The organism is Comamonas testosteroni, assembly GCF_000761245.1.
In the GTDB taxonomy this organism is placed as follows: Bacteria; Pseudomonadota; Gammaproteobacteria; order Burkholderiales; family Burkholderiaceae_C; genus Comamonas; species Comamonas testosteroni_C.
Genome location: NZ_AWOR01000078.1, coordinates 93,993 through 119,892 on the forward strand (window position 1 = coordinate 93,993; position 25,900 = coordinate 119,892).

Sequence of the window (25,900 nt, forward strand, 5' to 3'; positions counted from 1 at the left end):
AGCCACATGCCCCACTGGGCTGTCGAATAACTGGTCCAATTGCGCACCGACACCCGCCAGCAGGTCTCCCACCAGGAGGCCGCTGGCGGATTTGTTTTCGCCGGGCATGAAACCCACATGCCGACAGCGCTGCGCCGACCCGGAGCCGACATGACCGCCAATACGCCAACCATAGTCACCTTTGCCATCTACCTGCTGGGCATGCTGCTCATAGGCTGGGCGGGATACAAAGCCACGTCCAACCTGTCCGACTACATTCTGGGCGGGCGCAGTCTGGGCTCGGTGGTCACGGCCCTGTCGGCCGGGGCATCGGACATGAGCGGCTGGCTGCTCATGGGCCTGCCCGGCGCCGTGTTTGCCACCGGCCTGTCGGCCTCGTGGATTGCCATCGGCCTGTGCATCGGTGCCTGGCTCAACTGGCGCTTTGTCGCGGCACGCCTGCGTGTCTATACCGAGAAGGTGGGCAATGCGCTGACATTGCCCGATTACTTCACCAACCGCTTCGAGGATGGCAGCAGCCTGCTGCGCATCGTCACGGCGCTGGTGATCCTGGTGTTCTTCACCGTCTACTGCGCCTCCGGCGTGGTCGCTGGTGCCCGTCTGTTCGAGTCCATGTTCGGCATGGACTACCAGACCGCGCTATGGGTGGGGGCCGTGGCCACCATGGCCTATGTGTTCATAGGCGGCTTTCTGGCCGTGAGCTGGACCGACACGATTCAGGCCTCGCTGATGATCACCGCGCTGGTCATGGCGCCCCTGATGGTGATCTATGCCGACGGCGGCGTGGGTGCCAGCGCGGCGATCATCGAAACCGCCCGCAGCGGCGCCTTCGACATGTTCAAGGGCCAGGGGGCGATTGCCATCATCTCTTTGCTGGCCTGGGGTCTGGGCTACTTCGGCCAGCCGCATATTCTGGTGCGCTTCATGGCAGCGGAGTCGATCAAGACCATTCCCAACGCGCGCCGCATCGGCATGACCTGGATGGTGCTGTGCCTGGGCGGCGCCGTGGCCGTGGGCTTCTTCGGCATTGCCTTCTTTGCCAGCCGCCCCGAGATTGCGGCAAACGTCAATGGCAACCACGAGCTGGTGTTCCTGGAAGTCGCAAAGCTGCTGTTCAACCCCTGGATCAGCGGCGTGCTGCTGGCTGCCGTGCTGGCGGCCGTGATGAGTACTCTGTCCTGCCAGTTGCTGGTCTGCTCCAGCGCCCTCACGCAAGATATCTACAAGACCTTTCTGCACAGGAACGCCAGCCAGAAGCAGCTGGTCTGGTTCGGCCGCGCCATGGTGTTTGCCATTGCCGTGATCGCCATCCTCATTGCGCAGGACCCCAAGGCCAAGGTGCTGGGCATGGTCAGCAATGCCTGGGCCGGTTTTGGCGCCGCCTTCGGCCCGCTGGTGCTGATCTCGCTGCTCTGGGGCCGCATGACGCGCAACGGCGCGCTGGCCGGCATGGTCGTGGGAGCGGTCACGGTTCTGGTCTGGCAGCACTACCAGTGGTTCAAGCTCTATGAAATCGTTCCCGGGTTTACGTTGTCCGCTATCGCAATCATAGTGGTCAGCCTGCTGGACAAAGCTCCTTCGGCCACGATCACGGCCAAGCACCGCGAGGTGGAGGCTGAAATCGCTGCCCACGGCGAATAAACGTTGCCACGCCCCTGCCCAAGCCCTGCCCGGCCATGCCGCCAGGGCTTTTTTGTCGTCGAAAACCGCTCGCCAGGCTGCACAAAAAATAGGCGCAACTTGCATTTTCGAGGCCTATCCGTCACACTTACGGGTCGAAATTTCAGGCATTACCTGAGATTCTGAAAGGTTTAGTGAATGCTCAAGGCCGCTGCAGCCAAGGTATATCAGACGGGTTTAGCGTTGATGCTGGGTGCCGCTTTTGCGCTGGCATCCCCTGCGGCTTTGGCGCGAAAAGCGCCCGAAGTCGGTGCCACCGTTCCCGGCTTTGAGACCGTGAGCCTGGCCGAACTGCCGCGCGAAGGCCGCACCACCTATGGTCGAATCCTCCAAGGCGGTCCGTTCTCCAGCGACAAGGACGGCACGGTGTTCGGCAACCGTGAGCGCATACTTCCGCGCCAGGCCAGAGGCTATTACCGCGAATACACCGTGCGCACGCCAGGCGCGAAAAACCGGGGTGCGCGGCGCATAGTCTGTGGCGGCTTGCAGCCCCAGGTGCCCGATGCTTGCTTCTATACGGGCGACCACTACAACAGCTTTCAGCAAATCGTCCAATGAAGTTAAAAGACGCCGCCCTCCAGGCCCGCCATACAGCGGCTTTTGACCTCTTGAATTCCGCAGCGGCGGTTTGCGCAGACAGCCTACAGCGCTGTCAGTACCGACTCTGCCACCAGTTTTGATGTTTTTAGAAAGAATCACGGAGATGGACACGCCACTTCGTAAGCCCTCGGAAACACCGTTGCGCAATGTTCGCCCGAACATCGTGCAATCCATCCGCGCCTATCGCATTCCTGATCTTCAGGCAGCAGCAGAGGCACTGGGCTCCCATTTCCTCTATGCCAATCTGGCCCATGCCCAGACCAAGGCCGATGTCTTCGAGCTGCTGTCCACCCAGTTCTACCTGCCGGCACACTTTGGCAAGAACTGGGATGCGCTGTATGACTGCATGACCGACCCGATCAACAAATCCGGCCCGCAACCCGGTTTTGTGGTGGTGCTCGACCAGATTCCGACCACTCCCAAGTTCGACAAGGAAGTGCGCGAGCAGTTGCTGGACGTGTTCCGCGATACTGCGGACTTCTGGGCAGAGCGCAAGATTCCCTTCCGCTGCTTTTACTCATTCCTGTAGGTCGGCTGCTGCGGCGCACACAGCACAAAATGCCCGCCTTGAATGCGGGCATTTTTGCTTTCAGCAACCCTAGACTCAGGCAGTGCGGCCCTGAGCGCCAGCCTTGAGCTGCATCCACTTGCCCATTGCAATCACCAGCATGGCGCCGCAGGCAGCCGCTGCGTAATGCGCCCAGGGATTGATCCGTACAAAACCTTCGAGCACATGGTCGCTGGTGATGGTTTCGCCGGCCACCCAGCCAATCAGTGCCGCGCCCAGAGTGACGATGACCGGAAAACGCTCCATCAGCTTGATCATCAGCGTGGAGCCAAAGATGACCAGCGGAATGCTGATGGCCAGGCCCAGAATCAGCAGCAGCATATCGCCGCCCGCTGCCGCAGCCACGGCGATCACATTGTCCAGACTCATTACCAGATCGGCGAGCAAAATGGTGCGAACGGCAGCCATCATGCCCTGCCTGACCACGCTGGCGGAGTTCTCCTCTTCATCTTCTGCCTTGAGCAGGCCCACGCCAATCCACAGCAGCAGCAGGCCACCGATCACCTCAACGAATGGCAGCTGCATCAGCTTGGCAGCCACCACCGTCAGGGCAATACGCAACACCACAGCGGCACCGGAGCCGAGCAGCACCGCTTTTTTCTGCTGCTGCGGCGGCAGGCCACGTGCGGCCAGAGCAATGACCACCGCGTTGTCACCCGAGAGAATGATGTTGATCCAGACGATCTTGAACAAGCCGATCCAGAAATCGGCACCGAGCATGGCATCCATGGAAAATATTCCTGAGTTCTCTGTCCGTTGCACCTTGAACGGACAAACGCCCGGCATTGCAAAGCCAGGCGTGATCAATGCAGGGAAGTTTAGCCAACTGCCTCTTGGAGCCGCTGTCGGCGTATTGCTTCTGACGTCATGGGAATTGCAGGCCACGGAGTTCGCTTGCGCCCCGGGACAGACACCACAGACCCCTCAAATTACCAGTTTTCAGTGATAGCCAAGCGACTTGATCTCGGTAACAGTGGGACACGAAAACCAGCGGCACCTCACACAATATGGCAGAGACTTTTTCCCTCCCTACAGAGTCCATTCTCCCCAGCCCCTTGATCGTGGTGGAGGATGAGCCGTTGATCCGCAATCGGCTGGAGAGCATTTTGCATGGCCTCGGATATGCGGATGATGCTCTCATCTTTGCTGCCACCCTGGGGCAGGCACGTGCCCAGCTGGCGGAGCATCCGGTCGCCATGGCACTGGTGGATCTGGGCTTGCCCGACGGCAGCGGCATAGAGCTGATCAGCCAGTTGCGCGCCGCCGACCCCGGCATGGGCATTCTGGTCATCTCCGCCTGGAGCACCGAGGACGCCATTCTGTCGGCGCTGCGTGCCGGGGCCAACGGCTATGTGCTCAAGGAGCGCGACGACCTGGAAGTCACCCTGTCCATACGCAGTGTGCTGCGTGGTGGCGCCCCCATCGACCCTTTCATTGCACGGCGCATCATTGCCGAGTTGCAGCCTTCCCAGCCCACGGAAGCGCACAAGGAGGTGCCGCCTGAAGCCATACTCAGCGTCCGCGAAATCCAGATCCTCAAGCTGGTCGCAGACGGCATGACCAACCGGGAGATCGCAGAGTCGCTCTTTCTCTCCCGCTACACCGTGGAATGCCATGTGAAAAACATTTACCGCAAGCTGGCCGTGCCTTCGCGCACCAAGGCGGTCAGCGAGGCCCGGGCACGCGGTTTGCTGAGCTGAATGGTCAAGCGGTCGGCTCTCATGCTCCGCCTGATATTTGCGCTCGTCATTGGCTGGAGTTGCGGCGTGGCCTGGGCACAGGAGCTCAGGCCTCAGGACCTGCTCTGTGAACCGCGCATTGTGGCCCGCCAATCGGCCAAGGCACTGCCCGAGGGGCCTCCTCCCGATGCGGCCTCGCTGCAATGGGTGGATGTGCCGGGGCTGGATGACTGGAGTCAACGCTGGCCCGGCTATGACGGTGCAGCCTGGTACCGCATCGATTGGGAGAGCCCCTGCGGGCGCGATCAGCCCGTGGCGCTGGCCGTCGTCAATATCGTGATGGCGGGCGAGGTGTTCGTGAATTCAGAACTGATCTGGCGCGATCAATCGCTGGTGGAGCCGCTGAGTCGCAGCTGGAACATGCCACGCTACTGGCGGCTTCCCAAGGCGCTGCTCAAGGAACAGGGCAACAGCATCTGGGTGCGCGTCCACGGACTCAGCAACCAGACGCCAGGCCTGGGGCGGCTGCGCATAGGCCATCCAGCCGAGCTCAAGCAATGGACGGAACAGGCCACCTGGAGCCTACGCACCATTTATATGGTCTGCATCACGGTCAGCCTGGTGCTATGCCTGCTGTTTTCGTTTGCCTGGCTCCACAACCGCAATCAAAAACTCTATGGCTGGTACGCACTCAATCTGATGTGCTGGGCAGTGATGCTCTGCTTTATGGTCATGACTGATCCCTGGCCCTTCAGCAGCACGCCGGCCTTTGCCAAGGGAAATCTGCTGGTTTTCATTGCCTTTACCTACACTTTCTGCATTTTTGCCCTGCGTTTTGCCGAATTAAGCCTTATCCGTCTGGAGCGTGCGCTGACCGGCCTGTGCAGCCTGTGCGCCGTGTTCGCCCTCGCCGTGCCGGACGCCCAGATGGCGCTGAGCAAGGCCATCTGGCTGCTGATGTTCTGTCTTTGCGCTTTAGTCTGCCTGCTGTTTCCGCTGCGTGCGCTGCAGACGCGCACGCCGGCCCACATCGCTTTCAGCCTCTGCTTCGTGCTGTACCTGGGCATCGGCGTGCACGACCTGCTGCTGCTGACCAAGGCCCTGGATCACAATCTGACGCTGACCCCCTACACCACCTTGCTGAGCATGCTGGTGATCGCGTGGTTGCTGGGGCGACAGATCGTGCGGAATATGCGCCGCATCGAGCACTTCAACCACGAACTCAGCCTCACCGTCACCCAGGCCTGCGACGACCTGAGCCAGACCCTGGAGCGCGAGCACCACCTGGCCCTGAGCCACTCCCGCCTGCAGGAGCGTCTGCGCATTTCCCAGGATCTGCACGACGGTCTGGGCGGCTCCCTGGTGCGCTCCATTGCGCTGGTCGAGCAAAGCAGCGCCCCGCTGCCCAATGCCCAGGTGCTGTCCATGCTCAAGCTCATGCGTGACGACCTGCGTCAGATGATTGATACCGGCACCAGCGCGGCCATCCAGGTCCCCGAGACACCCACGCAATGGATTGCGCCGCTGCGCCACCGCTTTGCACGGCTGTTCGAGGAGCTGGACATTCAGGTGAAATGGTGTCTGCCCGCCTACTGGACTCACGCGCCCAGCCCCATTCAGTGCCTGACGCTGACCCGCGTGCTGGAAGAGGCATTGACCAATGTCATCAAGCACAGCCGCGCCAGCCAAGTCCAGGTTCGGCTGGAGATTCCCGACTCCAGGGAGTTGCAGCTGCAGATCGAGGACAACGGCACAGGCTTTGATTTGGATAGCACACAGATCAACAGCATGGGCGTGGGCATGCGCAGCATGCTGGCGCGACTGGAGCGCCTGCAAGGCACCCTGGTCATACAGTCCCACCCCGGCCGCACCGAGCTGCGGGCCAGCCTGCCACTGTTCGGCAAGGTGCAACGCCACACCGAAGTACAGAGCTCCGTGCCGTCTCCCCAGAGCATCTGGTAACTGCGCTAAGCTTTCTGCATGCCCCTGCTTATCGACGGAACACCGCATGAAGACGGCGTCTTCACCCTTAAGCTGACGCCTGACGCGCCGCACAGACTCAAAACCAGCCCCGGACAGGGCAGCCTGACCCTTGGCCCCAGGAAGCTGTTGAAAACAGCGGACCTGTGGCTGCCTGTCGACGCCTGCGTGCTCTGGTCCTGCTTTGACCCCTTTGCCACGCCCGCTGGCTCGCCCTGGCCGCGCAGCTTCTACTACACGGGCAATGACAGCGGCTTTTTCACATGGGCGCAGCTGCGTGCTGTCGAAAACTTCAGCTGGTACCCACAGCTGCAGCAGGATGTACATATCGACGCCAGCCAGTCACAGATTCGCGAGCTGAGCATTCATCTGCAAGCGGGCAATCAGGGCCACATCCACCTGAAACTGCCGCAGCAGGGCATGCGCCTTCATCTGCATGGCAATCTGGAGCAAATCACCGTCACCGCAGGCCTGCCTGAAAGCCTGAGTTTGAGCCCGGCCACCAGCAAGAACCCGGCCGACGAGGCCTTCCAGCTGCCCGACATGGGCAGCCTGAAACAGGTCAGCACGCTGGAGCTGCGCAATGGAGCGGGAAAGCAACCCATTTCGCTGCAAAATCTGCTGCAGTTCTCGAAGCTGGACTCGCTTTCCCTGTGGGGTAACCACAGAGATCTGGACCAGCTTTCATCATGTACGCAGCTCAAGGCGCTATCACTGCGTTTTATGCGCCATCTGTCGGGACTGCCTGCGCTGCAAACCTGGCCGGAGCTGGACTTCTTCATCGCCTACAACGTGGAAGAAGCCACTGGCAAACACCTGCGCCAGCAACTCAAGGACCGCGCCAAGGCACGGCCCTGGGCTGACTACACATCCGTCAGCCAGTTGCGCAAGCCTCAATGGTGGACCAAGGAATATGGGCGGCCGTTTGCGGGCTGGCCCGCAGCCCGTGCCAGGATTGCGCATGCAGCTTATGAGCTGGCTGAACAAGAAATTGGCGCAGCCAGCAGCCTTGGCCAAGTGCAAGCTGCACTGACGGCCTTTGCCGCCCGCTTCAACACGGTCAAGGGCATTGAAACCAGCGAACGTGAAGACCTGGGGCTGGCCGTGCAGCAACTGGCACAACTGCCTGCGGCACTGGCCCTGAAGCTGACGGATGAGCAGGCCCAGCAGTGGTTTGATGAAAACCGCGATTACTAGTGATTACCTAGCGCTTACCTAGCTGCCGCAGGATCGACCTGCGCAATGATGCCGCCGCCCAGGCAGACATCGCCGTCATAGAGCACGGCGGACTGACCCGGCGTGACCGCCCATTGCGCTTCTGGAAAGTCCAGACGGAAGCCGGCCTCCGTGGCCTGGGAAATCAGTGCCGGCGAATCGGGCTGACGGTAGCGGGTCTTGGAGCCGTAGGCCTTGCCCTCTGCCGGGGCATGGCCGGCCACCCAGCTGACCTGATCGGCCAACAGCGCATGCGACTGAAGCAGCGGATGATCATGGCCCTGCACCACGCGCAAAATATTCTTGTCCAGCTCCTTACGTGCCACAAACCACGGCGCATGGTCGCCCGCGCCACGGGCTGCACCCTTTTCCTTCACACCGCCAATGCCCAGGCCCGAGCGCTGTCCCAGCGTGTAGAAGGACAGGCCCACATGCTTGCCCAGCTTGCGGTTGCGATCGTCCAGGATGAGACCCGGCTCCTTGCTGATGTAGCGGTTCAGGAAGTCGCGGAACGGACGCTCGCCGATAAAACAGATACCGGTGGAATCCTTCTTCTTGGCATTGGGCAGACCGATTTCTTCGGCAATGCGGCGCACCTCGGTCTTGTGCAGCTCGCCCACGGGAAACAAGGCCTTGGACAGCTGAGCCTGGTTCAGGCGGTGCAGAAAATAGCTCTGGTCCTTGCTGTTGTCCAGGCCCTTGAGCAGCTCGAACAGCTGGGTGGAGGGGTTCTGACGCACGCGCGCATAGTGCCCGGTGGCAATCTTCTCAGCTCCCAGGCGCATGGCGTGGTCGAGGAAAGCCTTGAACTTGATCTCCGCATTGCACAGCACGTCCGGGTTGGGCGTGCGACCGGCCTGGTACTCGCGCAGAAACTCGGCGAACACGCGGTCCTTGTAGTCGGCGGCAAAGTTCACATGCTCGATCTCGATGCCGATCACGTCGGCCACGGCCGCCGCATCGACAAAGTCGATATTCGACGAGCAGTACTCGCTGTCATCGTCATCTTCCCAGTTCTTCATGAAGATGCCGACGACCTCGTGGCCCTGCTGTTTGAGGAGATAGGCGGTGACGGCGGAATCCACACCGCCTGACAAACCCACCACGACACGCTGCTTGTTGCTCATAGGTATGCGATTATCCCAGCGCCCGTCAACTGCTGCGGGCGTGAGGATTTGCCATGGAACTGCGCCAGCTGCGCTACTTTGTACGAATTGTTGAACTGGGCTCCATGAGCCGGGCGGCGCTGGATCTGGACATGGTGCAGTCGGCGCTGAGCCAGCAGATCAGCCGCCTGGAGTCAGAACTCTCGACCCGGCTTTTGCAGCGCACACCACGCGGAGTCATCCCCACCGAGGCCGGCCAGGCCTTTTTCCACCAGGCCCAGCTGACCCTGCGCCATGCCCAGCAGGCCATTCACGCTGCCCAGCAGGCGCGGCTGTCGGGTGCCGTCAGCATGGGCCTGTCCCCCACGATTGCCAATGTGCTGGGCCTGCCGCTGATGCGAGCCATGCGCGAGCGCTACCCCGATGTGAGGCTGCACATGGTGTCAGCCCTCTCGGGGCATCTGACCAGTCTTCTCAACGCCAGACAGCTGGATCTGGCTATCCTTTTCGATACTCAGAGCGCCCGGCGATGGAGCGTGATGCCGCTGCTCGAAGAGCAGCTGTTTCTGATTCAGTCGCGCCAGCAACCGGTGGCGCCGCAGATCCAGCATGAAGTGCCCATCAGCCTGGAGCAGCTGCAGCAAGTGCCTCTGATCCTGCCCTCGGGCAGCCACGGCCTGCGCAGCTCCATCATGGCCTCGTTCACCAGCGCCGGTTTCCAGTCGCAGATGGCCATGGAAATCGACTCGCTGTCCCTGCTGATGGAAGCGGTCGCTGCCGGCATGGGCGCCACGGTCCAGCCCTGGTCGGCCGTGGGCATGTACCGTGATGCGGCCGAGCGCTTCCAGTGGTCGCAAATCGCCGATGACTCGGTGCGGCGCAAGGCCGCGCTGTGCAGCCTGTCGGACGACGAGCTCTCGCCCGCTGCCCTGGCGGCACGTGTGGTGCTGATGGACTGCGCCAGGCAACTGGTGCATTCCGGAGTCTGGCGGGGAGCATCGCTGACGGACTGAGTCCTCATCTTCCGGGCAGAGGATGAATGCGAAGCTGGCCGGCCATAGGCGATGCCGGGACATCAGGGCTCAGGCCTTACGTAATTTCCACAGCAACTTTGTTGCCATGTGAAGCTCATACCTCATGGCAAACCTAGATCTTCATTACAACATTGCTGTTGCGCCCCCTGGGCCGCATCTCGACATCCAACTTGCACCACGCCGACGGCGCCAGCCTACAGCGGGTGCGAGTGCGCTTTTTTAATATGAGCCTTGCCTCGTGCTGGATGTGAAGTGCGCTTCAGGACAGCCAGCCAAAACCAAGGTTCATTTATGACATCTCTAGATATTCAGCTGCTGCTGACCGCCCTGGTCAGCGTGTTGGTGCTGGTCGCCTTGATTGTTTCGCGCATCAAGCTGCACCCGCTGCTGGCCCTGCTCATCGTCTCGGTCGGCGTCGGCTTTGCCACCGGCATGGATCCGGAGGCCATCGTCAAGCAGCTGACCAACGGCGCGGGCAAAACGCTGGGCGCCGTAGGCGTCGTGATCGCGCTGGGCGCCATGCTGGGCAAGATCCTGGCCGATGCGGGCATCACCGAGCAGATCGCCGAAGCCATTCTCAGGCACTCCTCCGATCGCATGATCCCCTGGGCCATGACCCTGGTGGCCTTCATCGTCGGCATCCCGATGTTCTTCGAAGTCGGCCTGGTGGTCATGCTGCCGCTGATCTTCAGCGTGGCGCGCAAGCTGGAGGGCCAGGCCCGCTTCAAGGGCTCGGCCTATGTCTACGTCGGCGTGCCCGTGATCTCGGCACTGGCGGCCATGCACGGCATGGTTCCGCCCCACCCCGGCCCCCTGACCGCCATCGCCACCCTCAAGACCACGGTCGGCCCGACCATGCTGTACGGCTTTCTGGCCGCCATTCCGGCCATGGTTCTCGGCGGCCCGCTCTATGGCGCGTTCATCGCCCCGCGCATGAGCACCAAGCCCGACCAGGCCTTGCTCGACCAGTTCACCATCACCGAGAAAGCCGCTGCCGGCCCGCAGCCCAGCATCGCCCTGGGCGTGCTGGCGGCCCTGCTGCCCGCCATTCTGATGCTGATCCATGCCGTCGCCGAAATGCTGCTGCCCAAGGACGCGGCAGCCATGCATGTGGCCAGCTTCCTGGGCAATCCCCTGATCGCCATGCTGCTGGGCGTGCTGTTCGCCATCGTGGCCCTGGTCATGGCCCGTGGCGGCGACACCGAAAAGCTGCGCGACGCGCTGGGCAAGAGCCTCAAGCCGATTGCCTCCATCATCATGATCATTGCCGGCGGCGGCGCCTTCCAGCAGATGCTGACCAGTGCCAAGGTCGGTGATGCCATCGTCCATCTGACCCAGCAGTTCGCCTTCCCGCCGCTGATCCTGGGCTGGCTGATCGCCATGCTGCTGTCCGTCTCCACCGGCAGCGCCACCGTGGGCATCGTGGGCGCTGCCGGCCTGCTCGCGCCGCTGGCGGGGGCCGACCCCAGCCTGAACCTGCCCCTGCTGGCCCTGTCCATCGGCTGCGGCTCGCTGTTCTTCAACTATGCCAACCACGCCGGCTTCTGGATGGTCAAGGAATCCTTCGGCATGACCATGGGCGAAGCCACCAAGACCATCTCGGTCGTGCAGTCCATCGTGGCCGTGGTGGGCCTGATCATGGTGCTGCTCTTCAACGCGCTCATCACCGTGCATTGAGGCCGGCCGTCCCGGCCACCGGGGCTGCAGCGCAGCGGCCCTAGCGCCTGCCGCCGGGCCGCAGTCCGTGGCGCATGACCGCATCGCGCCGGCTTGCGCCCGCGGCACAACCAATCCATCACGATTGGTGATACCCCCATCCCCCAACCCCGCTGCACGGGTGAGGCGGTGCTCACTACAGTGGCGTTCAACTCCAATCTGACCCTGTCAACCGCGCTCCGGCAGCGGAAATGACAGAGGACATCCACCCACGTTGAACCGCTGCAGGCATCGCCCCGTGGCAGCCCATCATGAAAACTGAAGCCTTTGACACCGATGTACTCGTCATCGGTGGTGGCAATGCCGCCCTGTGCGCCGCGCTGATGGCACGCGAAGCCGGCAGCCGCGTGCTGCTGCTTGAATCCGCTCCGCGCGCCTGGCGCGGCGGCAACTCCGGCCACACCCGCAATCTGCGCTGCATGCACGACGCTCCCCAGGACGTGCTGGTCGAGGCCTATCCCGAAGAAGAGTACTGGCAGGACTTGCTCAAGGTCACGGGCGGCATCACCAACGAGCATCTGGCGCGCATGGTGATCCGCGCCTCCTCGACCTGCCGCAACTGGATGCGCAGGCATGGCGTGCACTTCCAGCCGCCGCTGTCGGGCGCGCTGCATGTGGCGCGCACCAATGCCTTTTTCATGGGCGGCGGCAAGGCGCTGGTGAATGCCTATTTCCGCAGCGCCGAAAAGCTGGGCGTGGAAATCCGCTACGAGTCGCCCGTGGACAAGCTCGAAATCGAGAACGGCCGGTTCCAGGCTGCATGGGTCAAGACCAAGGACGGAAGCCAGCGCATCACGGCCAAAAGCTGCGTGCTGGCGGCGGGCGGCTTCGAGTCCAACCGCGAATGGCTGCGCGAGGCCTGGGGCCAGAACGAGCGCGGCGAATGGCCGGCCGACAACTTCATCATCCGCGGCACGGCCTTCAACCAGGGCGTGCTGCTCAAGCACATGCTGGAAGTGCAGCAGGCCGACGGCTTGGGCGATCCCACGCAGGCGCACATGGTGGCCATCGATGCCCGCGCCCCGCTGTACGACGGCGGCATCTGCACGCGCATCGACTGCGTCTCGCTGGGCGTGGTGGTGAACCGCGATGCCCAGCGCTTTTATGACGAGGGCGAGGACTTCTGGCCCAAGCGCTATGCGATCTGGGGTCGTCTGGTGGCCCAGCAGCCCGGCCAGATCGCCTACTCCATCATCGACAGCAAGGCCATAGGCCGCTTCATGCCGCCGGTGTTCCCCGGCGTGAAGGCCGACTCCCTGCCCGAGCTGGCGCAAAAGCTGGGTCTGGACGTGGACACCTTCATGGCCACGCTCGATGCCTACAACGGCAGCTGCAAGGTCGGCCATTTCGACCATACCGCGCTGGACGACTGCCACACCGAAGGTCTGGCCCCGGCCAAGACGCACTGGGCGCGCCCGCTCGATACCGGCCCCTACTACGGCTATGCGCTGCGCCCCGGCGTGACCTTCACCTATCTGGGCCTGAAGGTGGACGATACGGCTGCCGTGCGCTTCAAGGACCAGCCCAGCCGCAACCTGTTCGTGGCCGGCGAAATGATGGCCGGCAATGTACTGGGCAAGGGCTACACGGCCGGTGTGGGCATGTCGATCGGCACGGCCTTTGGCCGCATTGCCGGGCGCAATGCCGCGCTGGCGGCTGCTGGCAAACCCGCTATCCATGGCGCCGTAAAGGACGAGGTCTGAATCATGAGCATCCAATCCCTGCAAGAACTGGGCAAGGAAGCCCGGACCCTGGCCACCGGCAAGGTCATCCCCATCCTCCCTGCCCCAACGGAAACCGCTGCCGAAGGCGAAGTGGCGCGTGTGATGCAGATCTGCAATGCCTGCCGCTATTGCGAAGGTTTCTGCGCCGTATTCCCGGCCATGACGCGCCGTCTTGAGTTCGGCAAGGCCGATGTGCATTACCTGGCCAATCTCTGCCACAACTGCGGCGCCTGCCTGCACGCCTGCCAGTACGCACCGCCGCACGAATTCGGCATCAACATCCCCAAGGCCATGGCCGAGGTGCGCGGCCAGACCTATGCCGACTATGCCTGGCCGCCCGCCATGGGCAAGCTGTACCAGAAGAACGGCCTGACCCTGTCCCTGGCACTGGTCGCCGGCCTGTTCCTGTTCCTGGCGCTGGCCGTCGCGGCGCAAGGCGGCATTGGCCAGCTGTGGAATGGAAATCTGGGCAACAACTTCTACAACCTGTTTCCGCACAATCTGCTGGTCGGCATCTTTGCGCCGGTGTTCCTGTTCGTGGTGTTCGCGCTGTTCATGGGCGTGCGCCGCTTCTGGCAGGACGTGAAGCCTGCCACCAGCAATGTGGATGTCAGCGGCCCGGCCGCTGCCGAAGCCACGCAGGACGTGCTGCGCCTGAAATACCTGGACGGCGGCCACGGTGACGGCTGTCACAACGAGGACGATGAGTACACGCTCAAGCGCCGCCGCTTCCACCACCTGACCTTCTACGGCTTCATGCTGTGCTTTGCAGCCACGGGCCTGGCCACGGTCTATCACTATGTCTTCGATCTGCCCGCGCCTTACGAGCTGCCCAGCCTGCCCAAGATTCTGGGCGCCCTGGGCGGCGTGAGCCTGATGATTGGCACGGCCGGCCTCTGGATGCTGAACCGCGCCCGCCATCCGCTGCATGGCGACGCCAAGCAAAAGCCCATGGACCTCGGCTTCATCGCCCTGCTGTTCCTCGTGGCCGCCAGCGGTCTGGCGCTATGGCTGGGCCGCGCCACGCCAGCTCTGGCACTGCTGCTGTGCCTGCACCTGGGCGCCGTGATCGCGCTGTTTGCCACCCTGCCCTACGGCAAGTTTGCCCACGGCGTGTTCCGCACGGCTGCGCTGCTGCGCCACAACACCGAAAAGCGCGAGCCCAGCCCCATCGGCCTGGGCGCTGATTGAGCGAAGCCCCATGACAGGCACGCCCGCCGTGCCTGCTTTCAAAAAAAATCAGCCGGGATACCGGCATTCCTTTCCGACCAAGGAGACATCCCATGATGAACAAACGCCATTTCCTGCGCGCCACGGCCGTGGCCGCCTGCCTGCTGAGCCTGGGCTCGGCGGCACAGGCCGCCCCCGACTGGCTGCCCAACAAGCCCGTGACGCTGGTCGTGGGCTTTGCCGCAGGCGGCGCCGCCGACGCGGCGGCGCGCATGATTGCCAAGAAGCTGGGCGAGAACATCGGCCAGACCGTGGTGGTGGACAACAAGGGCGGCGCGGGCGGCAATATCGCCCACCAGTTCGTGGCCAAGGCCCCGGCCGACGGCTCGGTGCTGCTGTTCGGCTCCATCGGCCCGCTGACGATTGCGCCCCACATCATGAAGGTGGGCTACAACCCCTTCACCGATCTGGCACCCATCTCGGGCGGCGTGAACTTCCCCAATGTGCTGGTGGTGCACAAGGGCGCGGGCGTGAAGAACCTGGCCGAGTTCGTGGCCAAGGCCAAGAAGAGCCCCGGCAGCGTGGACTATGCCTCCACCGGCGCGGGCTCGGCCTCGCACCTGGCGGGCGAGCTGTTCAACCAGCGCGCCGGCGTGGAGATGGTGCACGTGCCCTACAAGGGCGGCGCGCCGGCCCTGCAGGACCTGCTGGGCGAGCGCGTCACCTCCTACTTCGCCGCGCCCCCGACGGCCCTGCCGCATGTCGAGAGCGGCAAGCTGATTCCGCTGGCCACCACGGGCCTGACGCGCCCCGCCTACATGCCCAATATCCCCACCGTGGCCGAAGCGGGCTTCCCCGGCTTCGAGGCACTGAACTGGTATGCCTTCGTCGCCCCCGGCAAGACCCCCACGCCGGTGCTGGACCGCTGGAACCAGGAGATCGTCAAGGTGCTCAAGGACCCCGGCGTGGCCGAGGCGCTCAAGGTCCACGGCCTGACGCCCCAGCCCACGACGCGCACCGAGTTCGCGGCCTTCATGAAGAAGGAATACGAGCAATGGGGCAAGGTGGTCAAGGAGCGCAAGATCACCCAGAACTGAGATCGTGTTCACGATCTGAGAGCACAAGCCCGCTCGCACCGATGGCATAACGCGTGAATTGGGCGCAATCCAGGTCAGGGCGGTGAGCAAGGGCCTCGCTGGCCGCACCTCGCCGGCCGCACCGCCCCGCAGCGAGGCCGTCGTCCCCCTCCCGCGCAGCGAGAGAGGGCGCCGTGCAACGGGCGCCGTGCCACGGGTAAGCCGTGCAGCAGCAGCTCAGACGGTGATGGCCTTTTTCTCCACCGGTGCCGCAAAGCCCACGCACAGACGGTTCCAGACATTGATGCAGCCGATGGCGTAGCTGAGCTCCACGATCTCGCGCTCGCTGAAGTAGGGGCGCAGGGCCTCGAAGTCCTGCTGCCCGGGATGGGCCTGGCTCAGCTGGGTGCAGCGCTCGGCCCAGTTCAGCGCGGCACGCTCGCGCATCTCGAAGAAGTCCACCTCGCGCCAGACCACCACGCTGTTGATGCGCTGCAGATCCTCACCGCGCGACAGCAGCTCGCGCACATGCATGTCCACGCAGAAGGCGCAGCCGTTGATCTGCGAGACGCGCAAATAGACCAGCTCCAGCAGCTGCACACCGAGGCTGGAGCGCGCGATCTGGGCGTTGAGGCCGGCCTGCGCCTTGTAGAGCTCGGGGGCCAGCGCACGGAAGTCCAGGCGCGGCGTGGGGATGGCAATAGGATTGGCGATGTCGGCCATGTGAATACTCCTTGAGGCATTGCAGGCCCGCCCCTGCGGCCGGCCCATACCTCTTAGACGCGGCAGCAGCTCGGTTTGTGACAGGTGCCGCCATTTATCACTGGACTATCAATAAACATAGCTTCTATCGCTTGTCACAAAACAAACTCAGCAATAAAACTATCTGAATCTGTTGATTGACATGCGGTAACAGCTATTGTTTTCTCGCCTTCTGCGACGGACGTCGCCCATCAGGCAATCAGGCACCCGGCACAAGCACGCGGGTCAGCTTGTCCGGATTGCGCAGTGTGTAGATGCGCCGGATCAGTCCGTCCTCGACCAGCAGCGTCTGCACCGACTCCACCTGGCCGTCCACGCAGCGCACCAGACCCGGCAGGCCGTTGACACGCGCCAGATGCAGGGTCTGATCCTGCCCGTCGCGGCGCAGGCGCCGGGCCGTGGCGAAATACAGCAGCGCCAGGCGACGCCCGGTCTCCAGCACGCGGCCAAAGGATGCCACCTTGCCGCCGCCGTCGCTGATCAGCGCGGCGTCGGGCGCGAAGAGCGCCTGGATCTGCGCCAGATCGCCGCCCCGCGCAGCCTGGGCAAAGCGGCGCAGCAGCTCGGCATGGGCCTGTGCGGGCGCCTCGAATCGCGGCCGTCCGGCCTTCACATGGGCACGCGCACGATGCACCAGCTGGCGGCAGGCGGCCTCGCTGCGGCCCAGCGCCTGGGCCACTTCGGCGTAGTCGGCATCGAAGACCTCACGCAGCAAAAAGGCCGCGCGCTCCTCGGGCGTCAGTTGCTCCAGCACGAACAGCAGCGCCGTGGAGACATCGTGTGCCTGCTCCAGCAGCTCCTCGGCCGAGGGAGCGGCCTCGCTCCAGGGCTGGACCAGCGGCTCGGGCAGCCAGAAGCCCGCATAGTGCTCGCGCTCCACGCGCAGGCGCCGCAGCCGGTCTATGGCCAGCCGCGTGGCCGTGGTCACCAACCAGGCCTCGGGCAGGGCAATCGCGGCGCGCTCGCTGTCCTGCCAGCGCAGCCAGACATCCTGAACCAGATCCTCGGCCTCGGCCCGCTGGCCCAGCATGCGATAGGCCAGCCCGAACAGGCGCGGGCGATGGCGCTCGAATTCCTGCAGTCCCGCATCGGCGGACGGCGCAGCGTGGGAAGTGGGGCTCACGTGATGTCTCCTGCAAATAGGCCGGGCCAGCCACCCAGTGTGACAGGCACCAAGCCTTAGACGCAGAACGCGCAGCTTTTGTGACAACGCAGCCAAAACAGGCAGAGCTCAAGCCAGGGACGGCAAGCAAGGGCCGCCCCGCAGCGAGGCCGTCGTCCCCCTCTGGGGGAAGCCGCGCAGCGGCTCAGGGGGGACCTCAATACCCCACCGCGCACCCGTCCTTGCGCGGATCGGAGCCCGCAATGTAATGCTCGCCGTCGCGCAGCACCAGCTGGGCGCCGCCAAAGGCGAACACGCCATGGCCGGCCTCCACGCTGACCTCATGGCCGCGTGCGCGCAGCTGTTCGACGACGCCGGCATCGAAGGACGGCTCCACGGCCACGCCCTTGCCGCCGGTCACGCGCCAGCGCGGCGCATCGGCCGCAGCCTGCGGGTTCTGGCCGTAGCGCAGCACGCGCAGGGCCATCTGCAGATGGCCCTGGCTCTGCATGGGGCCGCCCATGACTCCGAACGCCATTTGCGGCGTGCCGTCGGCATGCATGGCAAAGGCCGGAATGATGGTGTGCGAGGGGCGCTTGTGCGGGCCGACCTGGTTGGCATGACCGGCCTCGGTGGTAAAGCCGTGGCCGCGGTTCTGCAGGCTGATGCCCGTGCCCGGCACGACCACGCCCGAGCCGAAGCCCATGTAGTTGGACTGAATGAAGGAGACCATCATGCCGCTGGCATCGGCCGCGGCCAGATAGACCGTGCCGCCGGGCCGGGGCGCGCCGTAGGTGGGTGCACTGGCCTGCTCGCGGTCTATGAGCTGGGCGCGCTCGCGCAGATAGCCACGATCCAGAAGCTGGGCGGGAGTGACGCGCATGTGGTCCAGGTCGGCGTTGTACTGGTGCAGGTCGGCAAAAGCCAGCTTCATGGCCTCGATCTGCAGGTGCACGCTGTCCACGCCGTCCAGCGGCTGCGATCCGATCGGATCGCCACCCGCACCCAGCTCGTCGAGCATGCCCAGCGCCATCAGCGCCGCAATGCCCTGGCCGTTGGGCGGGATCTCGTGGATCACCGAGTCGCCGAACTTCTGCGACACCGTGCCCACCCAGTCGGCCTGGTGCGCGGCCAGATCTTCCTCGCTCATCACGCCGCCGCAGGCCCGCGCATGCGCGGCCATCTTTTGCGCCAGCGCGCCGCGGTAAAAGGACTCGCCCAGGGTCTCGGCAATCTCCTCCAGCGTGCGCGCATGGGCGTCGCTCCTGAACACCTCACCGGCCCGGGGCGCACGGCCGCCAGGCAGAAAGCACTCGGCAAAGCCGGGCTGGTCGCCCAGCTTCTTGCCACCCAGCTCCCACAGCGTGGCAATGGTGGGCGAGACCGCGAAACCGTTGCGCGCATAGTCGATCGCAGGCCGGGCCACCTGCGCGAAGGGCAGCTTGCCGAAGCGCTTGGACAGAGCCACCCAGGCCGAGACGGCGCCGGGCACGGTCACGGCATTCCAGCCCTTCTCCGGTATGCCGCCCAGCTGGGCAAAGTAGTCGGGCGTCCAGCCCGCAGGCGAGCGGCCCGAGGCGTTGAGGCCATGCAGCTCCTTGCCGTCCCAGACGATGGCAAAGCCGTCGCTGCCGATGCCGCAGCCCGTGGGCTCGACCACCGTGAGCGTCATCGCCGCGGCCAGCGCCGCATCCACGGCGTTGCCGCCGGCCTGCAGCATGGAAAGGCCGGCCTGCGCGGCCAGCGGCTGCGAGGTGCTGACCACGTTGCGCCCCAGCACCGGCGAGCGGTGCGAGGCATAGGGAAGCGTCCAGTCCTTGACGAGGTTGGTCATATCTAAGTCCGATCAGTGATTCAAGTGCGCTGCGCATAAGACTGGCACCTCCAACGGCGCATGCCGAGCAAGGGCCGCCCTGCAGCGAGGGCGTGGCCCCCTCCCGCGCAGCGAGAGAGGACGCCCGGTCAGGGGGAAGGCGCGGGGCCGCCCAGGCGAAGCGACTCAGGGGGTGTTTTATTCCAAAGTAATGTGGTTGTCCCTGATGACCTTGGCCCAACGCGCGCTGTCGGCCTGCACCATGGCGGCGAACTGCCCTGGCGTCTGCGGCTTGGCGGGCTCCACGCCCTGCTTGGCCAGGCTGGCGATCACCTCGGGATTCTGGATGGCGCGGTTGAAGGCCTGGTTGATCCTGCCGACCAGCTCGGGCTTCATGCCGGCCGGGCCGTAGAGGCCGAACCAGGTGACCGAGGAATAGCCCGGCAGGCCCGATTCGGCCACCGTGGGCAGATTCGGAGCCAGCGTGCTGCGCCTGTCGCCGGTCACGGCCAGGGCGCGCAAGCGGCCGCTGGCCACATGGGGCATGCCCGTGGGAATGGAGTCGAACAGCAGATGCACCTGGCCTGCCGCCAGATCGGTGATCGACTGGGCCGTGCCCTTGTAGGGCACATGGGCGAGCTGTATGCCGGCCTGCGCGGCAAAGGCGGCGGTGTTCAGGTGCACGATGGTGCCGTTGCCGCTGGTGGCGTAGTTGAGCTTGCCGGGGTTGGCCTTGGCATAGGCGATCAGCTCCTGCACGCTCTTGACCGGCAGCGAGGGCGTGACCAGCAGCACGCTGGCCGCGTCCGCCGTATGCGCGATGGGACTGAAGTCCTTGTCCGCCTTGTAGGCCAGCCTGGGCATCAGATGCGGCGAAATCGCATGCGTGCTGCTGGTGGTGAACAGCAGGGTGTAACCGTCGGCCGCCGCCTTGGCGGCCTCGGCCGTGCCTATGGTGCCGCCGGCGCCGGGCCGGTTGTCGATGACCAGCTGCTGGCCCAGCTCCTGCGATACGCGCTGCGCGATCACGCGTGCCACCAGATCGGTGGCACCGCTGGCCGGAAACGGCACGATCACCCGCACCGGTCGGCCGGGCCAGGCGGCCTCGCCCTGGGCCAGGGCCGGCAAGGCCAGCAAGCCGCCGGCCACGGCCGCAGCAGCCTGAAGCCACTGGCGGCGCGTCGTTGAAACAGTAAACCGTGCCCGCATGGCAACTCCCGGTGAAATGGCAGCTTGTTCGAAAGGGGTCGCCGCTGCCCGGCAACCATCGAACGGGACATCTTAAAAAGCCGAGGCATTTGCCGCTATCGGCAAATTTGCAAGCCATCGTTGCCAAAACAGCAAACCGGGCACAATGGCGCTCTACCTCCACCGCCTGCCATGCCCGAGTCCCGCCATCTGCTGCTGCAAGACACCGCGCTGCGCTACTTTCACGAAGTCGCGCAATGCGGCTCGCTGAGCGAGGCTTCGGCAAGGCTGCATGTGGCGGCCTCGGCCATCAGCCGCCAGATCGCGGCGCTGGAGGCACGGCTGGGCACGCCGCTGTTCGAGCGCCACCCGCGCGGCATGGTGCTCAACGCCGCCGGCGAGATCCTGGCCGATCATGCGCGCCGCGCGGGGCTGGACGCCGAGCGCGCGCTGGACGAGATCAAGGCCCTGCAGGGCCTGCGCAGCGGCAAGGTGCGCATTGCCAGCTCCGATGCCTTCGCCAGCGAATTCCTGCCGCGCCTGTGCGCGGCCTTCCAGCGCGAGCACAGCGGCATCGTCTTCGAGGTGACGGTGCTTCCCACGCACGAGGTTTCCGGTGCCGTGCGCACCGGCATCGCCGACATAGGCCTGTGTTTCAGCCGGGCCCCCGAGCCCGGCATCGCAGTCGCCTGCCGCGTGGCCGCGCCCGTGCTGGCGCTGGTGGCATCCGGCCATGAGCTGGCGCAGGAGCGTAGCGTGGCACTGGCCAGGCTGGTGCGCTATCCGCTGGCACTGACGCCGCCCAGCACCGCCGTGCGCCAGTTGCTGGACGCAGCCTGCAGCCGCCAGGGACTGATGCTGGCACCGGCCCTGGAGAGCAATCACGGCAAGACGCTGCTGAACTTTGCGGCCCAGGGCGCAGCAGTCGCCGTGGCCAGCGAAATCGCCGCCCGCGACATGGTGGCCACAGGCGCGCTCGTGGCCGTGGCGCTCAGCGACCGCGGCATGGATCTGCGCGATATCGAGGTGCAGACCCTGGCCGGCCGCACGCTGCCGCATGCGGCGCAGTCCTTTCTGGAGCTTTTGCAGCTGCGCCTGCCCGCAGCCTGGTGAAGCGAAGGCCGCTCGCGCCGGCTCAATCCGCCTTGGGACGCAGCACCAGCCAGAGCGACAGCGCAATCAGCCCGCCCCCCATGGCATGAGCTGCAGTCAAGGACTCATCGAGCAGGGCCCAGCCCCAGAGCACGGCAAACACGGGCACGATGAAGGTCACGGTCAGCGCCTTTTGCGGCCCCTCATCGGCAATCAGCCGGAAATACAGCACATAGGCCAGAGCCGTGCTCAGCAGGCCCAGCAGCGCCACATTGCCCCATGCCAGCAGCGGCGCGGCCTGCAGCCTGGCCAGCATGCCGGGCTCCAGCGCCATGTCGATGAGCAGCGCCGGCGTCAGCACCATCAGCGCGCCCAGCTGGCTGATGAAAACGGCAGCACGCGTGTCCACGGACGCATTGGCCCCCGCCAGCCTGAGCGTCAGATAGCTGGAAAACGCATAGCAGACCGTGGCCACAAAACAGGCCGCCATACCGCCCAGCACGGCTGTGCTGAGATCCAGCGGCCCGGCCTGGGCCAGCACCGCCACGCCGCCAATCCCCAGCACCACGGCAGCCACGCGCGCGGGCGTGATCGCCTCGGCAAACACCAGCGCCCCCACCACGGTAGCAACCAGTGGCGTGGCGGCATTGAAGATGGCGCTATAGCCCGATGGCAGCACCTGGGCCGCCAGCGCGTACATGAGAAAGGGGATGCCGGAATTGATGGCACCCAGCCCCAGCAAGGGCCACAGATAGCGTCCCGGCCTGGGCCGGTAGCCCATGGCAAACAACGCCGCGCCAAGGCCCAGCGCCGAAAACAGGCCGCGCCCCAAGGCCGTGGGCACGGCCCCCAGATGGGGTACGGCCACGCGCATGAATAAAAAACTGCCGCCCCACAGGGCGGACAGTGTCATGAGTCGGATCAGGCTGGCTACAGACATACCGGGCATTGTGCACAGCCCCGGCCTGCATGCCAGTCACAACTGCCGAATGCAGATAGGACTCACGCAAGCAAAAATGCAATGACGGCCTGCCTCATGAGGCAGTCGTCTTGCCTGAGCCCATTTGGCGTAAGTCGTCGCAGAAATCAGTGAATCTGCACCAGCACATCGTCCAGCGTGGCACCGGCCTCTTCAGGTACCGGGCGCGTCAGCTGCGGCACCTTGTAGATGCTGGCATCGGCATGGATGAGGCCTATGTCATAGCGCTGGCCGGCCAGATAATCGCCCACCGACTCCAACACGATGGGGCTGCGGTGCAGATGCTCGGTGGCCTTGAGCTCGTCGAGCGAGAGCCAGACGCTGCGCACGATGCCGTCGTCCAGATGGCGCTGGGCATGGTGCATGCCCAGATCGCCCGTGAAGGCAAAGCGCAGATAGGTGATGTCCGAGCCCGTGCGCGTGCGCACAAAGCGGTTCATGTAGATGCCGACCAGGGCCGTGGGCGTGAAGCTGTAGGCCGTCTCTTCCATGACCTCGCGCACACAGGCATCGACAGGGCTTTCGGAAGGGTCGAGATGACCGGCCGGCGTGTTCAGACGCAGTCCATCCGCCGTTTGTTCTTCCACCAGCAAAAAACGGCCATCGCGTTCGATGATGGCCGAGACAGTCACATTGGGTTTCCAGCGATTGGGCATGGCCGGCATTATCCTTGTCCCAACCCGACGATGTGTCAGATAAATCCCACCATATAGAGCGCGCCCTCGCCATAACTGTCCAAATGTTGTTGCTGCACAGCATTTGTCACGGGTTGGACCGCATAGCCTTGACGCTCCCAGTAAAGCCGTGAGCCCTGCACCGAAACCAGTGCCGTGCGCTGCACGCCGCGCGCTCTGGCCTGGGCCTTCAGGGCCTGGACCATGCGTCCGGCCAGGCCCTGGCCGGCGGCAGCCTCGGACACGGCCATATCGTGCAGATAGAGCACGCTGGCGTCGTCATATTCGGCAAAGTCGCCGTTGAGCGGCGTGATGGCCCCGGGGCGCGACCAGTAGGCTGCCAGATAGGCCACCAGCTCGCCCCCTTGCTCGGCCGCCCAGGAACAATGCCCGGCGGTGCGCAAACGGCGCACGAACACCTCGCGCGGCTCGGCAAAGTCCGCGCCATAGCAATGCTCCTGTATGCGCAACAAGGCATCCACATCATCCACGCCCAGCACGCGCAGCTGGATTGGCATCGACTCCGGCATCAAAAACTCTCAAATCAATAGCTGTCAACGCTTATCAGGCAAGGAATGACGGCCAATTTCAATCAAAACCCAGCACACAGCTTAGCAAGCCGCTCATCTCGCAGCAGCCTGTAGGCACTATCGCAATAGTAATGATTCTCAATTGGAAATTCATCGCCTCCCTCCCTACCATTCATTCATCGTTCAGGGAGAAACAGATGACACGCTTGATAAAGACATTGCGCCGAAACCAGCTCACGCTGACCAAGACTGCCAGCTACTACGTGATCCACATCACCGTGGCCGCCTGCGTCGCCTATGCCGTGACCGGCAATCTGATTGCCTCGCTGACGCTGAGCCTGCTGGAGCCCACGGTCCAGGCCTTTGCCTTCTTCTTCCATGAAAAAGTCTGGGAGCGCCGCCTGAAAAAACGTGAGCAGCAAGCGATTGCGGGACAAGCGCTGAGCGCCTGAGAGCCGCCTATGACCGTCGACCACCCCACCACTTTTGCGCAATGGCTGCTGCGCTCCCTGGCCACGCTGGGCGACTGCAACGGCCATCTTCACGATCTGTAGAAATCATGTGTACAAGCCTTTGCATAAACCATTGCATAAGCCATTGGCAAATCTTGAATATTCCAGGCTCTGTCTGATTTTCTGATCACTTGCGCCAGAAAACCATTCGAGCCCAGCCCTCCAACACCAGAGGATCCTGTGGATAAGTCATGCAGAGCATGCCAATTCAGCCTCGCGCCCATGGGTTTGCGGCTATTTGCCAAACCGGGCTCAAGGCCAACAATGGCCGGGAATCCAAGGAGTTCCCATGCAGCTTGCAGACCGCCAGACATCCGCAGACCTCAACCGCCACGACGAGCAATGGCTGAGCGCCCACTGGATGCCGTTTACCGGCAATCGCAACTTCAAGGCCAGGCCCCGCATCATCACCGGCGCACAGGGCGCCTACTACAGCGATGCCGATGGCCGGCGCATTTTCGACGGCCTCTCGGGCCTGTGGTGCTCGGGGCTGGGCCATGGCCGCCGCGAGATCGCCGAGGCCATTGGACAGGCCGCGCTGCAGCTCGATTACGCTCCCGCCTTCCAGTTCGGCCACCCGGCTTCGTTCGCGCTGGCCAACCGCATCGTGGCACTGATGCCCCAGGGACTTGAGCATGTGTTCTTCACCGGCTCGGGCTCGGAAGCGGCCGACACCTCGCTGAAGATGGCGCGCGCCTACTGGCGCGCCAGGGGCCAGGGCAGCAAGACCCGGCTGATCGGGCGCGAAAAGGGCTATCACGGCGTGAACTTCGGCGGTATCTCGGTGGGCGGCATGGGGGGCAACCGCAAGATGTTCGGCCAAGGGATCGAGGCCGACCATCTGCCGCACACCCAGCCACCACCTGGTTCGTTCTTCAAGGGCCAGCCCCAGACCGACGGACGCGCCCTGGCAGACCGGCTGCTCGATCTGATCGCCCTGCATGACGCCAGCAATATCGCCGCCGTGATCGTGGAGCCCATGTCAGGCTCGGGCGGGGTGGTGATTCCGCCCGCCGGCTATCTGCAGCGTTTACGCGAGATCTGCACCCAGCACGACATCCTGCTGATCTTCGACGAGGTCATCACGGGCTTTGGCCGCCTCGGCGCGATGACGGCGGCCGAGGCCTTTGGCGTGACGCCGGACATCATGAATATCGCCAAGCAGGTCAGCAACGGCGCCCAGCCGCTGGGAGCCTGCGTGGTCTCGCCTGCCATCTACGACCAGTTCATGGCGGCCGGCGGGCCACAGTACATGCTGGAATTTGCCCACGGCTACACCTATTCGGCCCATCCCGTGGCCTGCGCGGCAGGCATTGCGGCACTGGATCTGCTGGAGCGCGAAGACGGCCCGGGCCGCGTGCGCGCGCTGGCCCCCTTCTTCGAGCAGGCCGTGCACAGCCTCAAGAGCGTCAGGCATGTGCTGGACATCCGCAATATCGGCCTGGCGGCAGGCCTCACGATTGCGCCCCTGCCCGGCGAGCCCGCCAGGCGCCCTTACGAGATCGCCATGAAATGCTGGGAGGCTGGCTTTTATGTGCGCTACGGCGGCGACACGATTCAGCTGGCACCGCCCTTCATCAGCGAGCAGGCCGAGATCGAGCGGCTGATCAACGTACTGGGCGATGCGCTGCAGGCCATTGACTGAACTATCAAATCAGTAGCTTCAATCACTTACTCAGCAAGCGATTGAAGCATTCTTA

At 64.2% G+C, this 25,900-nt stretch carries 24 protein-coding genes; 15 read left to right on the forward strand and 9 right to left on the reverse strand.

Annotated elements, in window-relative coordinates:
- Nucleotides 1–150 precede the first annotated feature (150 nt).
- The 3 genes from putP (at nt 151) to P353_RS22525 (ending at nt 2,809) form a co-directional block, all read left to right on the forward strand.
- Nucleotides 151–1,641 (forward strand): sodium/proline symporter PutP, encoded by a 1,491-nt coding sequence (gene putP, locus P353_RS22515; protein ID WP_034375169.1) that lies wholly within the window; start codon nt 151–153, stop codon nt 1,639–1,641.
- A gap of 177 nt (nt 1,642–1,818) precedes the next feature.
- On the forward strand, nt 1,819–2,238 hold the full coding sequence (locus P353_RS22520; RefSeq protein WP_003066953.1) for a ribonuclease domain-containing protein: 420 nt from the start codon (nt 1,819–1,821) through the stop codon (nt 2,236–2,238).
- A 145-nt stretch (nt 2,239–2,383) separates the two neighbouring features.
- Nucleotides 2,384–2,809, forward strand: a complete 426-nt coding sequence (locus P353_RS22525) for a barstar family protein (protein WP_003072350.1) — start codon at nt 2,384–2,386, stop codon at nt 2,807–2,809.
- A 75-nt stretch (nt 2,810–2,884) separates the two neighbouring features.
- On the opposite strand, the gene P353_RS22530 is transcribed toward P353_RS22525, so the two are convergent.
- Nucleotides 2,885–3,577, reverse strand: a complete 693-nt coding sequence (locus P353_RS22530; RefSeq protein WP_034374743.1) for a TerC family protein — start codon at nt 3,575–3,577, stop codon at nt 2,885–2,887.
- Here P353_RS22530 and P353_RS29350 point away from each other — a divergent pair.
- The 4 genes from P353_RS29350 (at nt 3,576) to P353_RS22545 (ending at nt 7,704) form a co-directional block, all read left to right on the forward strand.
- Nucleotides 3,576–3,794 carry a hypothetical protein gene (locus P353_RS29350; protein ID WP_155500078.1) on the forward strand — a complete coding sequence of 73 codons (219 nt, stop codon included), beginning with the start codon at nt 3,576–3,578 and terminating at the stop codon, nt 3,792–3,794. The two genes, P353_RS22530 and P353_RS29350, sit on opposite strands and share 2 nt — an antisense overlap.
- A gap of 61 nt (nt 3,795–3,855) precedes the next feature.
- Nucleotides 3,856–4,548, forward strand: coding sequence for a LuxR C-terminal-related transcriptional regulator (locus tag P353_RS22535; protein WP_034374745.1), 693 nt, complete (start codon nt 3,856–3,858; stop codon nt 4,546–4,548).
- A gap of 21 nt (nt 4,549–4,569) precedes the next feature.
- Entirely contained in the window at nt 4,570–6,489 is a 1,920-nt protein-coding gene (locus tag P353_RS22540; RefSeq protein WP_232776820.1) for an ATP-binding protein, read from the forward strand.
- An 18-nt stretch (nt 6,490–6,507) separates the two neighbouring features.
- Complete coding sequence (locus tag P353_RS22545; protein ID WP_034374749.1) at nt 6,508–7,704, forward strand: hypothetical protein; 1,197 nt, start codon at nt 6,508–6,510, stop codon at nt 7,702–7,704.
- 14 nt (nt 7,705–7,718) lie between these two features.
- Here P353_RS22545 and mnmA read toward each other — a convergent pair whose 3' ends face one another.
- Nucleotides 7,719–8,849, reverse strand: a complete 1,131-nt coding sequence (gene mnmA, locus P353_RS22550) for a tRNA 2-thiouridine(34) synthase MnmA (protein ID WP_034374751.1) — start codon at nt 8,847–8,849, stop codon at nt 7,719–7,721.
- Between the two features lie 53 nt (nt 8,850–8,902).
- Here mnmA and P353_RS22555 point away from each other — a divergent pair, with 53 nt between their 5' ends.
- The 5 genes from P353_RS22555 (at nt 8,903) to P353_RS22575 (ending at nt 15,569) form a co-directional block, all read left to right on the forward strand.
- The gene (locus tag P353_RS22555; RefSeq protein WP_034374754.1) at nt 8,903–9,841 is read left to right on the forward strand and encodes a LysR substrate-binding domain-containing protein; all 939 of its coding nucleotides are present in this window, start codon (nt 8,903–8,905) and stop codon (nt 9,839–9,841) included.
- 312 nt (nt 9,842–10,153) lie between these two features.
- A complete protein-coding gene (locus tag P353_RS22560; RefSeq protein WP_034374756.1) occupies nt 10,154–11,539 on the forward strand; it encodes a GntP family permease in 1,386 nt (461 codons plus the stop codon).
- A gap of 290 nt (nt 11,540–11,829) precedes the next feature.
- Nucleotides 11,830–13,281, forward strand: a complete 1,452-nt coding sequence (gene tcuA, locus P353_RS22565) for an FAD-dependent tricarballylate dehydrogenase TcuA (protein WP_034374758.1) — start codon at nt 11,830–11,832, stop codon at nt 13,279–13,281.
- Nucleotides 13,282–13,284: 3 nt separating this feature from the next.
- Entirely contained in the window at nt 13,285–14,493 is a 1,209-nt protein-coding gene (gene tcuB, locus P353_RS22570) for a tricarballylate utilization 4Fe-4S protein TcuB (protein ID WP_198529118.1), read from the forward strand.
- Nucleotides 14,494–14,585: 92 nt separating this feature from the next.
- Nucleotides 14,586–15,569 carry a Bug family tripartite tricarboxylate transporter substrate binding protein gene (locus tag P353_RS22575; RefSeq protein ID WP_196354036.1) on the forward strand — a complete coding sequence of 328 codons (984 nt, stop codon included), beginning with the start codon at nt 14,586–14,588 and terminating at the stop codon, nt 15,567–15,569.
- A 216-nt stretch (nt 15,570–15,785) separates the two neighbouring features.
- Here the strand turns inward: P353_RS22575 and P353_RS22580 are convergent, their stop codons facing one another.
- The 4 genes from P353_RS22580 to P353_RS22595 form a co-directional block, all read right to left on the reverse strand.
- Nucleotides 15,786–16,271 (reverse strand): carboxymuconolactone decarboxylase family protein, encoded by a 486-nt coding sequence (locus P353_RS22580; protein ID WP_034374760.1) that lies wholly within the window; start codon nt 16,269–16,271, stop codon nt 15,786–15,788.
- 238 nt (nt 16,272–16,509) lie between these two features.
- Nucleotides 16,510–17,433: an RNA polymerase sigma factor SigJ gene (sigJ, locus tag P353_RS22585; protein ID WP_034374762.1), complete on the reverse strand. Its 924-nt coding sequence runs from the start codon at nt 17,431–17,433 to the stop codon at nt 16,510–16,512.
- Nucleotides 17,434–17,629: 196 nt separating this feature from the next.
- The gene (locus P353_RS22590; RefSeq protein WP_034374764.1) at nt 17,630–19,246 is read right to left on the reverse strand and encodes a gamma-glutamyltransferase family protein; all 1,617 of its coding nucleotides are present in this window, start codon (nt 19,244–19,246) and stop codon (nt 17,630–17,632) included.
- Nucleotides 19,247–19,423: 177 nt separating this feature from the next.
- Entirely contained in the window at nt 19,424–20,434 is a 1,011-nt protein-coding gene (locus tag P353_RS22595) for a Bug family tripartite tricarboxylate transporter substrate binding protein (protein ID WP_034374765.1), read from the reverse strand.
- Between the two features lie 171 nt (nt 20,435–20,605).
- Here P353_RS22595 and P353_RS22600 point away from each other — a divergent pair, with 171 nt between their 5' ends.
- Nucleotides 20,606–21,526, forward strand: coding sequence for a LysR family transcriptional regulator (locus P353_RS22600; protein WP_034374767.1), 921 nt, complete (start codon nt 20,606–20,608; stop codon nt 21,524–21,526).
- Nucleotides 21,527–21,548: 22 nt separating this feature from the next.
- Here the strand turns inward: P353_RS22600 and P353_RS22605 are convergent, their stop codons facing one another.
- From P353_RS22605 to P353_RS22615, 3 genes are all read right to left on the reverse strand, one after another.
- Nucleotides 21,549–22,445 carry a DMT family transporter gene (locus tag P353_RS22605; RefSeq protein ID WP_034374769.1) on the reverse strand — a complete coding sequence of 299 codons (897 nt, stop codon included), beginning with the start codon at nt 22,443–22,445 and terminating at the stop codon, nt 21,549–21,551.
- Nucleotides 22,446–22,591: 146 nt separating this feature from the next.
- Nucleotides 22,592–23,149 (reverse strand): NUDIX hydrolase, encoded by a 558-nt coding sequence (locus tag P353_RS22610; protein ID WP_003066904.1) that lies wholly within the window; start codon nt 23,147–23,149, stop codon nt 22,592–22,594.
- Nucleotides 23,150–23,175: 26 nt separating this feature from the next.
- Entirely contained in the window at nt 23,176–23,688 is a 513-nt protein-coding gene (locus P353_RS22615; RefSeq protein WP_034374771.1) for a GNAT family N-acetyltransferase, read from the reverse strand.
- A gap of 197 nt (nt 23,689–23,885) precedes the next feature.
- On the opposite strand from P353_RS22615, the gene P353_RS22620 reads away from it, so the two are divergent.
- Nucleotides 23,886–24,140 carry a DUF2061 domain-containing protein gene (locus P353_RS22620; RefSeq protein WP_034374773.1) on the forward strand — a complete coding sequence of 85 codons (255 nt, stop codon included), beginning with the start codon at nt 23,886–23,888 and terminating at the stop codon, nt 24,138–24,140.
- A 349-nt stretch (nt 24,141–24,489) separates the two neighbouring features.
- Nucleotides 24,490–25,845: an aspartate aminotransferase family protein gene (locus P353_RS22625; RefSeq protein WP_034374774.1), complete on the forward strand. Its 1,356-nt coding sequence runs from the start codon at nt 24,490–24,492 to the stop codon at nt 25,843–25,845.
- The last annotated feature ends 55 nt before the right edge of the window (nt 25,846–25,900 follow it).

Excerpts from the sequence above, each read along its gene's own strand:
- P353_RS22595 (WP_034374765.1), bottom strand. The coding sequence starts at position 20,434 with ATGCGGGCACGGTTTACTGTTTCAACGACGCGCCGCCAGTGGCTTCAG.
- P353_RS22535 (WP_034374745.1), top strand. The coding sequence starts at position 3,856 with ATGGCAGAGACTTTTTCCCTCCCTACAGAGTCCATTCTCCCCAGCCCC.
- tcuB (WP_198529118.1), top strand. The coding sequence starts at position 13,285 with ATGAGCATCCAATCCCTGCAAGAACTGGGCAAGGAAGCCCGGACCCTG.
- P353_RS22560 (WP_034374756.1), top strand. The coding sequence starts at position 10,154 with ATGACATCTCTAGATATTCAGCTGCTGCTGACCGCCCTGGTCAGCGTG.
- P353_RS22540 (WP_232776820.1), top strand. The coding sequence starts at position 4,570 with ATGCTCCGCCTGATATTTGCGCTCGTCATTGGCTGGAGTTGCGGCGTG.
- P353_RS22530 (WP_034374743.1), bottom strand. The coding sequence starts at position 3,577 with ATGGATGCCATGCTCGGTGCCGATTTCTGGATCGGCTTGTTCAAGATC.
- P353_RS22575 (WP_196354036.1), top strand. The coding sequence starts at position 14,586 with ATGATGAACAAACGCCATTTCCTGCGCGCCACGGCCGTGGCCGCCTGC.
- tcuA (WP_034374758.1), top strand. The coding sequence starts at position 11,830 with ATGAAAACTGAAGCCTTTGACACCGATGTACTCGTCATCGGTGGTGGC.
- P353_RS22610 (WP_003066904.1), bottom strand. The coding sequence starts at position 23,149 with ATGCCGGCCATGCCCAATCGCTGGAAACCCAATGTGACTGTCTCGGCC.
- putP (WP_034375169.1), top strand. The coding sequence starts at position 151 with ATGACCGCCAATACGCCAACCATAGTCACCTTTGCCATCTACCTGCTG.
- P353_RS29350 (WP_155500078.1), top strand. The coding sequence starts at position 3,576 with ATGGAAAATATTCCTGAGTTCTCTGTCCGTTGCACCTTGAACGGACAA.
- P353_RS22555 (WP_034374754.1), top strand. The coding sequence starts at position 8,903 with ATGGAACTGCGCCAGCTGCGCTACTTTGTACGAATTGTTGAACTGGGC.
- P353_RS22580 (WP_034374760.1), bottom strand. The coding sequence starts at position 16,271 with ATGGCCGACATCGCCAATCCTATTGCCATCCCCACGCCGCGCCTGGAC.
- P353_RS22525 (WP_003072350.1), top strand. The coding sequence starts at position 2,384 with ATGGACACGCCACTTCGTAAGCCCTCGGAAACACCGTTGCGCAATGTT.
- P353_RS22600 (WP_034374767.1), top strand. The coding sequence starts at position 20,606 with ATGCCCGAGTCCCGCCATCTGCTGCTGCAAGACACCGCGCTGCGCTAC.
- mnmA (WP_034374751.1), bottom strand. The coding sequence starts at position 8,849 with ATGAGCAACAAGCAGCGTGTCGTGGTGGGTTTGTCAGGCGGTGTGGAT.
- P353_RS22615 (WP_034374771.1), bottom strand. The coding sequence starts at position 23,688 with ATGCCGGAGTCGATGCCAATCCAGCTGCGCGTGCTGGGCGTGGATGAT.
- P353_RS22625 (WP_034374774.1), top strand. The coding sequence starts at position 24,490 with ATGCAGCTTGCAGACCGCCAGACATCCGCAGACCTCAACCGCCACGAC.
- P353_RS22545 (WP_034374749.1), top strand. The coding sequence starts at position 6,508 with ATGCCCCTGCTTATCGACGGAACACCGCATGAAGACGGCGTCTTCACC.
- P353_RS22605 (WP_034374769.1), bottom strand. The coding sequence starts at position 22,445 with ATGTCTGTAGCCAGCCTGATCCGACTCATGACACTGTCCGCCCTGTGG.
- P353_RS22590 (WP_034374764.1), bottom strand. The coding sequence starts at position 19,246 with ATGACCAACCTCGTCAAGGACTGGACGCTTCCCTATGCCTCGCACCGC.
- P353_RS22520 (WP_003066953.1), top strand. The coding sequence starts at position 1,819 with ATGCTCAAGGCCGCTGCAGCCAAGGTATATCAGACGGGTTTAGCGTTG.
- P353_RS22620 (WP_034374773.1), top strand. The coding sequence starts at position 23,886 with ATGACACGCTTGATAAAGACATTGCGCCGAAACCAGCTCACGCTGACC.